The organism is Novosphingobium ovatum, assembly GCF_009909235.1.
In the GTDB taxonomy this organism is placed as follows: domain Bacteria; phylum Pseudomonadota; class Alphaproteobacteria; order Sphingomonadales; family Sphingomonadaceae; genus Novosphingobium; species Novosphingobium ovatum.
This window is the reverse complement of the sequence record NZ_JAAAPO010000005.1, coordinates 194235-206913: the sequence shown is the minus strand read 5'-3', so window position 1 is coordinate 206913 and position 12679 is coordinate 194235. Positions and strand designations below refer to the sequence as shown.

12 protein-coding genes are annotated in these 12679 nt (G+C 64.5%); 2 read left to right on the top strand and 10 right to left on the bottom strand.

Translation table 11 applies throughout. The features are described 5' to 3' along the window. Positions 1-4 precede the first annotated feature (4 nt). Positions 5-2242, bottom strand: coding sequence for a putative bifunctional diguanylate cyclase/phosphodiesterase (locus GTZ99_RS13355; RefSeq protein WP_161719675.1), 2238 nt, complete (start codon positions 2240-2242; stop codon positions 5-7). Between the two features lie 410 nt (positions 2243-2652). On the opposite strand from GTZ99_RS13355, the gene GTZ99_RS13350 reads away from it, so the two are divergent. Beyond that, the gene (locus GTZ99_RS13350) at positions 2653-3210 is read left to right on the top strand and encodes a hypothetical protein (protein ID WP_161719673.1); all 558 of its coding nucleotides are present in this window, start codon (positions 2653-2655) and stop codon (positions 3208-3210) included. A 220-nt stretch (positions 3211-3430) separates the two neighbouring features. On the opposite strand, the gene GTZ99_RS13345 is transcribed toward GTZ99_RS13350, so the two are convergent. From GTZ99_RS13345 to GTZ99_RS13305, 9 genes are all read right to left on the bottom strand, one after another. Beyond that, positions 3431-3703 carry a hypothetical protein gene (locus GTZ99_RS13345; RefSeq protein ID WP_201742530.1) on the bottom strand — a complete coding sequence of 91 codons (273 nt, stop codon included), beginning with the start codon at positions 3701-3703 and terminating at the stop codon, positions 3431-3433. Then, complete coding sequence (locus GTZ99_RS13340) at positions 3700-4140, bottom strand: chemotaxis protein CheW (RefSeq protein WP_161719671.1); 441 nt, start codon at positions 4138-4140, stop codon at positions 3700-3702. Before GTZ99_RS13340 ends, GTZ99_RS13345 begins: the two co-directional genes overlap by 4 nt. 61 nt (positions 4141-4201) lie before the next feature. Beyond that, positions 4202-4573, bottom strand: a complete 372-nt coding sequence (locus GTZ99_RS13335) for a response regulator (protein ID WP_161719669.1) — start codon at positions 4571-4573, stop codon at positions 4202-4204. Between the two features lie 17 nt (positions 4574-4590). Next, positions 4591-5145 carry a chemotaxis protein CheD gene (locus GTZ99_RS13330; RefSeq protein ID WP_406818599.1) on the bottom strand — a complete coding sequence of 185 codons (555 nt, stop codon included), beginning with the start codon at positions 5143-5145 and terminating at the stop codon, positions 4591-4593. Positions 5146-5157: 12 nt separating this feature from the next. Next, positions 5158-6183, bottom strand: coding sequence for a protein-glutamate methylesterase/protein-glutamine glutaminase (locus tag GTZ99_RS13325; RefSeq protein ID WP_161719667.1), 1026 nt, complete (start codon positions 6181-6183; stop codon positions 5158-5160). Next, entirely contained in the window at positions 6180-7049 is an 870-nt protein-coding gene (locus tag GTZ99_RS13320; RefSeq protein WP_161719666.1) for a CheR family methyltransferase, read from the bottom strand. Before GTZ99_RS13320 ends, GTZ99_RS13325 begins: the two co-directional genes overlap by 4 nt. Then, positions 7046-9244, bottom strand: a complete 2199-nt coding sequence (locus GTZ99_RS13315; RefSeq protein ID WP_161719664.1) for a chemotaxis protein CheA — start codon at positions 9242-9244, stop codon at positions 7046-7048. The genes GTZ99_RS13320 and GTZ99_RS13315 overlap by 4 nt, the downstream gene beginning before the upstream one ends. Then, positions 9241-9501 (bottom strand): STAS domain-containing protein, encoded by a 261-nt coding sequence (locus GTZ99_RS13310; protein ID WP_161719662.1) that lies wholly within the window; start codon positions 9499-9501, stop codon positions 9241-9243. Before GTZ99_RS13310 ends, GTZ99_RS13315 begins: the two co-directional genes overlap by 4 nt. A 38-nt stretch (positions 9502-9539) precedes the next feature. Further along, a complete protein-coding gene (locus GTZ99_RS13305) occupies positions 9540-11015 on the bottom strand; it encodes a methyl-accepting chemotaxis protein (protein WP_161719660.1) in 1476 nt (491 codons plus the stop codon). Positions 11016-11451: 436 nt separating this feature from the next. Between GTZ99_RS13305 and GTZ99_RS13300 the strand changes: the two genes are divergently transcribed. Then, positions 11452-12486, top strand: coding sequence for a chemotaxis protein CheB (locus GTZ99_RS13300; RefSeq protein ID WP_161719658.1), 1035 nt, complete (start codon positions 11452-11454; stop codon positions 12484-12486). Positions 12487-12679: the final 193 nt, after the last annotated feature.

The window sequence follows — 12679 nt, the reverse complement described above, 5'->3', positions numbered from 1 at the left end:
CCCGTCAGGCGCTGCGGCGCGAGGCATCCGCCGGTTGGGCCAGATCGGCGATGCCCGAGGCCTGTTCGGGCTGGGCAAACAGATAGCCCTGCGCCTCGGTACAGCCTTCGGCGCGCAGGATGTCCAGCTGTTCGGGGCGTTCGACGCCCTCGGCGGTGGTGGCCATGTTCAGGGAATGCGCCAGCGCGATCACCGCCCGCACCATCGGCAAGGCGTCCTCGCGCTGGCCCAGCCCTTCGACAAAGCAGCGGTCGATCTTCATCTTGTGGAAGGGGAACGAGCGCAGGTAGTTGAGCGAGGAATGGCCGGTGCCAAAATCGTCCAGCGCGATCCGCACCCCCATGTTGCGCAGCTTGTGCAACTGGGCCACGCTGGTTTCGTTGTTGTGCAGCGTGGTGCTTTCGGTGATTTCCAGTTCCAGCCGGTGCGGGGCGACATTGCCATGGGCCAGCGCGCGCATGATCGTGCCCAGCACATGGCCGCTGCGCAACTGGCTGGGTGACAGGTTCACCGCAACGCGCAGATGGTCGGGCCAACTGGCCAGATCCTCGACGGCGCGGTTCAGGATCCAGTCGCCCAGTGGCAGGATCAGCCCGGTTTCCTCGGCCAGCGGGATGAAGGCGCCGGGGTAGAGCACGCCGCGCGTCGGGTGGTTCCAGCGCACCAGTGCCTCATACCCCACCGTCTGGCCCGAGGCGATGTCGATGGCCGGTTGGTAATGCAGCAGGAACTCGCCCCGCGTCAGGGCGGCGCGCATGTCGATCTCCATGTCGCGGCGTTCGCGCGCGGCCGCGTCCATGCCCGGTTCGAAATGGGCAAAGCAATTGCGGCCCTGCGCCTTGGCGGCATACAGCGCCAGATCCGATCGCTGCATCAGCGTGGCCGCGTCGCATTCGCCCGGGCGCGCCACCGCGATGCCAATGCTGGTCGAGGTCAACACTTGCACCCCGTCAAACACGCAAGGCTCGCGCACGGCTTCGATGATACGCTGGGCGGCGGTTTCGGCGATGGTATGCGCGGCGGGGGAACGGATGATCAGCGCGAATTCATCGCCGCCCAGACGCGCGACGATATCGTCATGGCGCACCGCCGCCTCCAGCCGCCGGGCGACTTCGCACAGCAGGCGGTCGCCGATGGGGTGGCCCAGCGTGTCGTTCACCGATTTGAACCGGTCCAGATCCAGATACAGCAGCGCCACCGCCGGATCATTTGCCCGCCGCCGTTCCAGCGCCTGGGTCAGCGTCTGGTTGAACAGCACGCGGTTGGCCAGATTGGTCAGGCTGTCATAATGCGCCATGTGGTTGACGCGCTCTTCGGCGCGTTTTTGCGCGGTGACATCGGCGGCAACGCCACGCATGCCGGGCGTATCGTCATCGTGCATCGGCCGGGCCGACAGGCTCCACCACCAGGTTTCCCCGGCAATGGTCAGCGTCAGCACCAGATCGCGGAACGGCGCCCCCGAGGCCAGATGGCGGGCCAAGGTGTCGCGTGCGGGGCCTGGATCAAACAGCGCGATCAGCGCGTGTCCCGCCAGATCGCTTTCCTTGCGCCCGGCGGCCTCGGCAAAGCGGGCGTTGGGGGCAACGATGCGCCCCTGTGCATCCACCTGCCACAACCAGTCGGCGGTCTGCGCCTCGAAATCATTGAGCAGCAATTGCACCGTCGCGGCCGTTTCCCCCAGCGCGCGGTTGGCGTCCAGACGCTGCACGAATTCGGCCTGCCGCTCGTAAGAGCCATAGGCCAGCAGCATCAGATAGGCCATCGCGCAGATCGCCCCAATGCGCACGTCGGCGGGCGGATAGGCCCACCATGCCACCACCGTCCCCAGCGCGATTGGCGTCATGAACAGTACCGCCCCGCGCGCCATGGCGCTGTATGACAGGACGGCCGCGCCCATCATCCCGCCCGACAACAGGGCAATGATGCAAAATTGGGTGGAATTGGCGATAAAGCCGGTGGCCGCGATGCCCACGCCCCAGATCAGGCCGTATATCAGGCTGAGCGTTTCGATTATCAGGCCGTCGCGGGCCGGCTCGATCGTGGTGATGCCGCCCCGGTTGCGCCGCCGCGCCAGATGCAACCGCATGCCGCACACGCCCAGAATGGCCGCATACCAGCTCAGGATCGCGCCATGATGGCCGCTGCTCCACATGGCGGCGGCGCTGGCCAGCGCGTTCATCATCCCGCCCAGCACCGCCATCGGCACATGGGCCAGATTGTCGGCAATCTGTTCTGGCGCCAAAGGACGGCTTGTCCGGTGTGGGGTGGGGGCTGCGGCGGTAGGCATCAAATGCGTGTGGTCCTGCGGGCGGGGGCCACGAGATGTGATGCCCCGCAACATGGCGCCATCAATCCCGAAATCGGCGATGACAGCGCGATATGTCTAGGCGCGGGAATTGAATTTCCGATGCGGGCGAACATCTGTAAAACTACTGATATTCCGTGGAATTCCCTGATTCGCGCCGGATCGGTTGACGCGGGGGAATTGCGCAATTTGCGTTTACCTGCCGCTTGAATGCTGTCCTGTCATGGGACGGTGGTATGGGCGGTGGGCTTTCGGGCTGGCGCTTGTCCAGAAAGGGGACATTTTGCCGGCCATCCTGCTGCCTCGCCACATTGACCGGTGGCGCGGGCTGACAAACACCGGTGGACATGACACAGAAAACCTCCATCACCCACACCGAAATCGCCATGACCCCGGCCGAATGGCGCCTGCGCATGGCTGAATTGTGCCGCGACTGCGCCGGGGCCGAACCGGCCGAGGAAGCCGCCATGCTGGAGCTGGCCCATGCCCTGTTGCTGGCCGCGCCCGGCGGCAACAGCGGGCTGCTGGACCATCTGCCGCCGCGTGCGGGCTATGACCGGCTGATCCAGGTTGGCGCGCATGACAGTGCGGCGCTCTCGCTGATGCCCGAGCTGGCCAGCTATCTGATCTCGCGCGCCGGGGATGGGGGGTGCCTCGCGTCGGTCTATCTGCCCGGCATGGACGAGGAACTGACCTCGGAAGCCGACACGCCCGCGCTGGCGCTGATCTCGGCGTTGGCCGCGGCGCTGGCCAGTGTGACCGATCTGGGCGGTTTGGTGCTGGATGGCGATGATGGGCGGCCCGTGCTGGATGATACCGCCCCCAGCGCCGCCGCGCTGCGCTGTGGCGAGCGGGGCGATGACATGACTGTCTGGCAGCGCCCGTCAGGCTCCAGCCTGCATTGATCCGATCACCGGCGGCTGTGCGCCGGACATGAAAATGCCCCAGCCGGAGGAGGGACGGGCGGCTGGGGCAAGGATCAAACCGACCCGTTTCTGGTTGGACACTTTGGGGGCGCATCCACCATGGGTCGGCGAATCATGGTATAGCAGCGATGTCTTAGCCGCATTTCGCGCTGCTCCTAGGTAGATTTCGGCAGGCCCAAGATGCCGCGCGCGGCCAGATTCAATGCGTCGGCGGCGGGGCAAAGCGAGCCTTCAAAGCCTCGACGTCGATGCTGCCGGCGGCGGCCACCGGACAGTCGGCCCGCAACAGCGTGGATAGCCAGCGCTGTTTTTGCGCGATCAGGTCAATGGACTGCAACGCCGAGATGTGTCGCGCCATAATGTCCGGATCGATGCAGAGCGCCGTGCCCAGTTCCTCGATCTCGCTGGCCAGTTCCAGCAAGATGTCGGACACCGTCAGCAGATGGGCGGCGACATGGCTGTCGGTGGTCATGCTGCCTCGCCGAATTCCGCGCCATCGCCCAAGGCGCCCAGGTTCAACACCATGACCATGCGGTCCTCGATCGCGGCCAAACCTTCCAGAAACACCACGATGCTGTCATTGGCCGTGACTGGAGGCGGTTGCAGCGCTTCTTGCTGAATGGTGACGATGTCCGACACCGAATCAACAATCAGCCCACAGGCCTGACTGCCCAATTGGGTGACGATGATCGCATGGCGAGGGGTGGGCTCGGTCGATTCCCAGCCTAGACGCGCCGCCAGATCAATCACCGGCAACACCGTCCCGCGCAGGTTGACCACACCGGCCACATAATAGGGCACGTGTGGCAGGCGCGTCGTGGGCGTCCAGGCGCGGATTTCGCGGATCGCCATGATGTCGATGCCGAACACCTGGCCACCCACCTCAAAGGTGATCAATTCACGTTGCATGGCCGATACTCCTTCGTGGATCAGAAACGGCGGCAGCCGTCGTGTTTTTAGGCGTCGTGTTTTAGTGCGAGACGCGGCGGACCGCGGCGACCAGCTTTTCCGGATCGAACGGTTTGACGATCCAGCCGGTGGCGCCTGCCTGACGCGCGCGGGCCTTCTTTTCCTCGCTGCTTTCGGTGGTCAGCACCAGAATCGGGCGGTCGCGGTGGCGATTGCCCTGGCGCAGCTTCTCGATCAGGCCAAAGCCGTCCAGACGGGGCATGTTGATGTCGGTGATGACGACATCCACCTCGTTCAGGGCCAGCCATTCAAGGGCGACTTCGCCGTCCTCGGCCTGACTTACGTCAAAACCCTGGCTGGAGAGCGCATGATTCAGCAGGGCGCGCATGCTGGCGCTGTCATCAACCGTCAGAATTCGCGTATTCTTGCTCATTTCTCGGCTCGCTTTCATCAGAACAGTTCGACATCGCCGCGGGCAACGGGCGGGCGGGTCGAAGGACGTGGTTCGGGGGCAAGGGTGTTTTCAACAGTTCGGCAACGCACCTGACCGCGCGCGGGGCGAAAATCCACGCGGCGGGCCTGTGTGCCGCCCAGATCGGCGCGCACCACCGTGATGCGCTCGCTGGCCAGAAAGGCTTTGGCGAATTCGGCATTTTTGGTGCCGATCCGGGCAAAGCCCGAATTCAGGTTCGCGCCGCCATACAGATGTGCGCGCAACCGCGATTTGGCCGCACCATGAGCCAACATCTCGTTGATCAGCAGCTCCATCAGATAGACGCCGTAATGTTCGTCAAAGTCGCCCGTGTGCGCACCGGGCGGTGGCTCCGCGAGCAGAAAATGGTTCATTCCGCCAACCTCAATCTCTGGATCAAACAGGCAGGTGGCGACACAACTGCCCAGAACCGTTGAAAATTCGACCCGAGGACCAGCCGACACGCGTGCCTGACCCTGCAAAATGTTGATTCGGGTGATGGCTGGCATAGGTGAAGGGGCTTCATAGGACATGGACGATCACCTTCAGGAAAATGCGTGTTGGGCGATGCGCCCGATGGGGGCCACAACCCCTGCCGCGCCCAGCGAGATGGCCACGCGCGGCATGCCAAAGACGGTGCAGCTGGCTTCGTCCTGGGCGATGGTGTGGGCACCAGCCTGATGCATCGCCAGCAGGCCCTTGGCACCATCGGCGCCCATGCCGGTCAGCAAAATGCCGATGGCGTTGCGGCCGATCCGCTGCGCGACCGAAAAGAACAGCGCGTCGACGCTGGGCCTGTGTCCCGAAATCGGGTCGCCGGGGCGCAGTTTGACGTGCAGCGTGTTGGTGCCTGCCACCAGCATGTGCCGGTCATCGCCCGGCGCCAGATAGACGTGGCCGCGCTTCATCGGCATGTCGGGTTCGGCCAGCATCACCTTGGCCGGCGAGACTGAATCCAGTGTGCGCGCGATGGCGGGGGCAAAGCGGGAATCGACATGCTGGACGATCATCGCGGGCGGGCAGTCCTCGGGGAAACCGCGGAGCAGCACCTGCAAGGCCTCGACCCCGCCGGTGGACGAGCCGATGGCGATCACCTGGGTGTTGACGCGCCCACCGCCCGCACTGATCGCGCGAACCGGGGCCGACATCTGTTGCAATTCGGGCGCGCGGCGGCGGATCTTGACCTGTGCTGCCTGCCGGACCAGCCCGGCCAGCTTGCCCCCGTCCTGCATCGCGTTGCCGGAAAAGTCGGTCTTGCAATAGCAATCCACCGCCCCCAGCGCCAAGGCGCGCGCCGTCACATCGCTGCCTGCCTGCGTCAGACCTGACACGATGATCACGGGCGTGGGCCGCAAGGTCATGATCTTGTCCAGAAAATCCAGACCGTTCATGCCGGGCATTTCGATGTCCAGCGTCACCACGTCAGGTTGCAATTCCTTGATTGCGGTGCGCCCTTCGTTGGCGTTGTTGGCCAGCCCCACGACTTGAATATCAGGATGCCCCGATAAGCGAGCGGCCAGCACGGCGCGCATGGTGGCAGAATCATCAATGATCAGAACACGGATCGTCACCGGGCTCTCCTGCGATAGATGGTGGGGCCAACCGGTTCCAGCAGCGCTTCGGCGGGGCCGGAGACGCGTTCGGAATGGCCAATGTACAAAAACCCGCCGGGGACGAGCGTGTGGGCAAAGCGCTCTACCAGCCGTTCCTTTGTGGGTTGGTCGAAATAGATCATCACGTTACGGCAAAAGATCACCTGAAACGGGCGTCGCATGGGCCAGTCGCCATGCAGGTTCAGCCGCTTGAACTGCACCAGATTGCGCGCTTCGGGGGCAATGGCGCCGCTTTGGCCCTGCACGTTCACCCATGCCTCGCGCAGGGGGGCAGGCAGACCCTGCATGTCGCGCAGGTCATAAACCCCCTCACTGGCTTTTTTCAGCGCGTGGTCGGCAATGTCGCTGGCCAGAATGCGGATGTCGCGGCTGGCTATCTGGCGGCCTTCGCCCTTGTTTGGGCCCAGCAGCGTCATTGTCAGCGAAAACACCTCTTCGCCGCTGGAACTGCCCGCCGACCACATCCGCACCGCTTCGCGCGCGGCCAGCATCTCCAGCAAGGTGGGGCGCACCTGCTGTTCGAAATGTTCGAAATGATGCTGCTCGCGATAGAAGAACGTGTGGTTGGTGGTCAGCGCGCAGGTGGCCTTGCGGCGTTCGTCGGGGTCTTGCTCGATCAGCTGGATATACGCCGCAAAGGTGCCCCGCCCGCTGGCGCGCACCAGCGGCGAGAGCCGGGAATAGACCAGCATCGCCTTGCCCGGCGGGAGCATGATGCCCGCCTCTTTATAGACAATTGCCGCCACGGCGCGAAAATCGCGCTCGTCATACACACCCGGGCTGATGCCTGGCATGTTGTCGGCAAAGGAGGCCGCCAGGTTCATGCCGCTTCCAGACCGTAACCGGGCGCGACGGCGCTGGCGACCAGCGTGTCGACATTCAGGATCAGCGCCACACGGCCATCACCCAGAATGGTCGCCCCCGCCACGCCATCGACGCTGCGATAATGGGTATCCAGGCTCTTGATGACGAATTGCCGTTGATCCCAGATGTTGTCGACCAGCAGGGCTGCCTGGCCCGCGCTTTCGGTGTCGACCACGATCAGCACACCTTGCGAGGGGTTGCCGACAGCGCCCTTTGCCCCGACGGAGGCGCCCACCGAAACGACCGGGATAAACCGCCCGCGCACGTTCAGCATCTGGCGGTTGGCGCCCAGACCCTGCACATCCTTGGGCTCGGGCCGCAGGCTTTCGACCACATGCGTCAGCGGCACGACCAGCGTCTGGTCACCCACCTTGACGATCATGCCGTCCGAAATCGCCAGCGTCAGCGGCAGCGTCAGGATAAAGGTGGTGCCCTTGCCTTCTTCTGTCTCGATGGTGATGCGTCCGCCCAGATCCTTGACGTTGGAGCGCACCACATCCATGCCCACGCCACGGCCCGACACATTGGTGATCGTCGCCGCGGTCGAGAAACCGGCGGCAAAGATCAGATTGTCGATCTCTTCCTTGGACAATTGGGCGTCGGGGCTGATGATGCCCTTTTCCACCGCCTTGGCAAAGACCTTGGCGCGGTTGATGCCCGCGCCATCGTCGCTGATCTTGATCAGGATGCGGCCCGAACGGTGCTCTGCCGACAGGGTCAGCGTGCCTTCGGGGCTTTTGCCGATGGCCAGGCGGTCCTCGGGCTTTTCGATGCCGTGGTCGACCGCGTTGCGGATCAGGTGCGTCAGCGGCTCGCCCAGGCGTTCGATGACCGTCTTGTCCAGCTCGGTCGTTTCACCGAACACTTGCAGGTTCACATGTTTGCCGGTGCTGGACGCCAGTTCGCGCAGGATGCGCGGCACACGGCTGAACACGCTGCCGATCGGTTGGGCGCGGATCGACATGGCGCTTTCCTGAATGTCGCGCGTCAGGCTTTCCAGCAGCGTCAGCTCTTCGGTCGACTGGACGTTTTCGTTCTGCAACCGCTGGGCCAGCATGGCCTGCGCGATCACCAATTCGCCCACGGTGTCGATCAGCCGGTCCAGCTTGACCAGATCGATGCGGATCGATTGGCCGGGCGAAGGCGCGGCCGGCGGCGCCGAACCATTGGCGGCCGCGACGGGGGCTTCTGCCACGGGTGCGGGCGCGACAGGCGCAGTGACCGCAGGGGCTGCGGCGACGATGGGCGCGGGCGTCTCGGCCACCGGCGCCAGCGGCGCGGGGGCGGGGGGGGGCGGCGCGGCCATGGGCGTGTCGATCTGCAGCGCGGGCATCGTCGCGGATGGGCCGATGGCGATCGGACAATCGTCGCCGACAAAGTCAAAGATATCGCGCACCGCGTTCTCTGACACATCGCTGGGAACAGTGAACGTCCAGCCCAGATAGCCTTGATGCGTGTCCAGATCATCCAGCGAAGGCACCGCGCCAAAGTCGCAATTGGTGCAACGCGCGCCCAGTGCCTGCAATTCGCGCAGCAGCAACAGCGGCTCACCGCCATTGCGCATGGCGCCGGCATGTGCGCGGATGTGTACCTCCCACCCATCGGACTCGTCGGCGGGCATTTCGGCGGGCGGCGCGCCGGCCAGATCGTTCAGCAGATTGTCCAGATCAAAATCGCTGGTCAGCTCGTCCTCGTCATCGCTGCTGGCATAGCTGGCGGTGGGGGCGGGCTCGGGAGCGGCGGCCACAGGCGCGGGCGGCGCGGCGTGGCCACCCCCGGCATTGGCCATGCTGGCTTCCATTTCGGCGATCAGGGCGGCGTCTTCGGGCGGGCTGCCGCCTTCGCGCGCGGCGGTGACGTGATCGGCCAGCACGTCCAGCGCGCGCAGCAACAGATCAATCAGCGTGGGCGTGATCGGCACGAGATTTTCGCGCACATCCGACAACAGCGTTTCAAACGTGTGGGTATAGGCCTGCAACGCGCCAAAACCGAATGCGCCCGCGCCTCCCTTGATCGAGTGGACACCACGGAACACGGCGTTGATCGTGTCGGCATCCTGTGTGCCAGCTTTGCATGCGGCCAGACCCTGTTCGGCGGCGGCCAGCGATTCTTCGCATTCGACGAAGAAAATGCCCTGGATCTCTTCGGGGGTCATGCCACGCTCCCATCAAACAAGGCGGCTTCCAGACCGGTCAGACGCGCGGCCTCGATCAGCGCGGGGCTGGGGTTGATATGGGCGCCATCGCCCGTGCGCCGGGCAGAGACCAGCAGTTGCAGCATCGCCTGACCGATCTGTTTGGCTTCACTGGCGTCAATCGACAGCGCGCCGGCGCCCAATGCGGCCTGAAATTCGGGCAATAGCGCTTCGGCGGCGGCCCGGTCACAGCGCGGAGGCAGTTGAATGGTGCGCATCGGCTTGGGTCCTTTTGTTGGTGGATGCGGCCAGCAGATCAGAATTCGGACCAGTCATCGCCAGAGGCGGCGAGCGGTGCGGGCGAAGGCTGGGTTTGCAAAGCGGCGTTGCCCTGCACCGCGGCCATGGGCGCGGCGGGCGCGGGCCGCGACCGGCGACCGGCGCGGGCAAAGGGCGTGGCGATTGACGCGGCGCTTGCCGCAGGGGCGGTGGCCAGGGCTGGGGTTGCCGTGGCCCCTCCGCTGGTGCGGAAACGGGCGACGATCTGCCCCAGTTCCCGCGCCTCGTCGGCCAGCGAACGGGCGGCGGCGGTCGATTCCTCGACCATGGCGGCGTTTTGCTGCGTCACGCGGTCCATGTCACCCACCGCCGAATTGACCAGTTCCAGACTGCTGGCCTGTACCTCGGCGTTTTGTGCGATTTCGGACACCAGATCGGTGATCTCGCCCACGCGCTGGACGATCTTGCCCAACAGCGCGCCGGTGGCCCGCACCAGTTCGACGCCATCGCTCACCTGTTCGGACGAGGTCGAGATCAGCGCCTTGATGTCCTTGGCCGCATCGGCCGAGCGCTGCGCCAAGGCGCGCACTTCATTGGCCACCACGGCAAAGCCCTTGCCCGCATCGCCCGCACGGGCGGCCTCGACCCCCGCGTTCAGTGCCAACAGGTTGGTCTGGAACGCGATGCCGTCGATCACGCCGATGATCTGGCTGATTTCCTGCGCGGAATGTTCGATCGCGGCCATCGCGTCGATCGCGCGGGTCACAACCTGACCGCCGTCGGTGGCTTCCTGATGGGTCTCGGTGATGGCACGCTGTACTTCGGCGGCACTTTGGGCCGATTCCTTGACGCCGTCGGTCACCTGATTCATCGCCGCGGCGGTTTCTTCCAGCGTGGCGGCTTGCTGCTCGTTGCGCTGTGACAGGTCATCGGTGGCGGTGCGGATCTCGCTGGCACCATTCAGCACCGCGTCCGAGCTGCTGCGCACGGCCATGATCACGCCCGACAGCGAATCGAGCGCGGCGTTGAAATCGCGGCGCAGCGGTTCGTACAGGCCGGACATCTGCTCATCCAGGCGACAGTCCAGCCGGCTCTGGGCCAGTTCGCGCAGCGCAGCGCTCAGCCGATCGACAATGATCTGCTGGTTGCGATGGCTGGCGTCGGCGGCGATCTTGTTGTCGCGGAACACCATCATCGCGCGGGCCATGCGGCCCACACAATCATGGTATTCGGTGCGTTCGATCTGGCTGTCGGTATCGCCGTCGGCCAATGCCTCCATCCGTACAACGGTGTTGACGTAAGGCGTCGCAATCCGGTTGCCGCTCAGATGAATGGTGGTCATCGCCAGAATCAGCGCCAGCAGCGAGACCGCAATAGCGACCGGGGGCGCGACCACAGCATAAGCCGCCAGCACCGTGGCCAGCAGTCCCAGCAAGGATACACCCGTGATCGCCATTTGGATCACCCGGAATTTGGCGCGAATGGGCGCCTGCGTTTCAAACCAATCCAGCATTCGCATCTCCATCAGCACAAAGGGCGAGATGAGGTTCGCGTCTTCATGCGACCGAAGTACCAATCGGGTTGCGACCCATGGCACCAACGGCGACTTTGGTTAATTGTAGCGCGGCAATGGCAACGGCCTGTTTGCAGCGCCCCTCGGAAGTTTGCGTAAGGTCCGGCGCGGGCTGTGGCTGGTGGCCTTGCCTTTGCGAAAAACCGCGCAAGGCACCCAGAACACAGACGCGTCAGGCCAGGCATAATGCCAAGGCAGTCAACGAAAGAATCGCATATGGGCTGTTGTTAACCAAGAATGACGAAGTGCTTGTTAGACCGGGAATAGGGTCCAATACCTAATCCGTGTCAGCCAATTACTATGACATTGGGCGTATATCGCTTTTATCGCGCCAACCGTGCGATACGTGCAAATACAGACCGGGAAGTAAGCCAAGATGAACGATGCGAGAGTGCTGGTCGTCGACGATTCCGCCGCCATGCGCGCGCTGTTTTCGGATATTCTGGATCAGTCCAAGAATGTGACTGTGGTGGGGACAGCGGCCAACGCCGATGAAGCCCGCGACCAGATCGCCGAGCTGAAGCCCAATGTGGTCACGCTGGACGTTGAAATGCCGGGCATGAGCGGCATCGAATTTCTGGCCGAAATCATGAGCACCAACCCATTGCCGGTGGTGATGCTCTCGTCGCTGACGCAAAGCGGGACCGAAACCTCGCTCAAGGCCTATGAACTGGGTGCGGTGGAGTGTTTCCCTAAGCCGCTGAAGGCCACCCCTGAACAGTTCGCCAAAACCGTGGGCAAGCTGGGCAAGATCGTGTTGGCCGCCGCCAATTCCAACGTCAAGGACCGCAAGCCCGCGCACCACCGCGAGGCGCGCACGCATGAGGTGCAATTCACCTGGAACGGCCATTATGTCGCGCTGGCCACCAGCATGGGTGGCATCGACGCGCTGACACAAATGCTGGCCGATTTCCCCGCCGATTGCCCGCCCACCGTGATCATTCTGCAAAGCGAGCCGGCGCTGGTCGACACCTTCATCAACCGCCTGTCGGGCGAGTTGAAGTGCAAGATCATCCCGGCCAAGGACGGCGCGGCGCTGACGGCGGGGACGATTCACGTCGCCGCTGACCCCGAAAAGCATGTCGTGTTCGAACCCGGCAGCCCGCCCAAGCTGCGCATGGTAATGCGTGATCCGGTGGACGGCGCGCGCCCTTCGGCCACGCTGCTGTTTGGCACGATTGCCCGCGCCGGTGTTCCAGCGGTGGGCGCGGTGTTGACCGGCATGGGCGGCGATGGGGCCAAGGGGCTGCGGCTGATGCGTGATGCGGGGTGCCGCACCTTTGTCGAAGATCCAGCCACCGCCACCGTGGGCGAAACTCCCGCCGCCGCCGTTGCGGCCAATGCCGGCGAAAAGGTCCTGCCGCTGGATCAACTGGGCGAAGCGGTCATCGGTTGCTGCAACCAGGCCTGACCCGTTCCTTCATGACGCCAAAAGGGCCGGTCATCCGCGGGGATGGCCGGCCCTTTTGCCATGGCAGATCGCAGGCCGACAATAGAAAGCCGCCCCTTCGGGTGGTATGCCCGAAGGGGCGGTACGGGCTGCCGGCATGGCCGGGCGGCCGCAGCCTGATGATCAGTCACCCGCCCGCGAGGAGGGTCGGGCA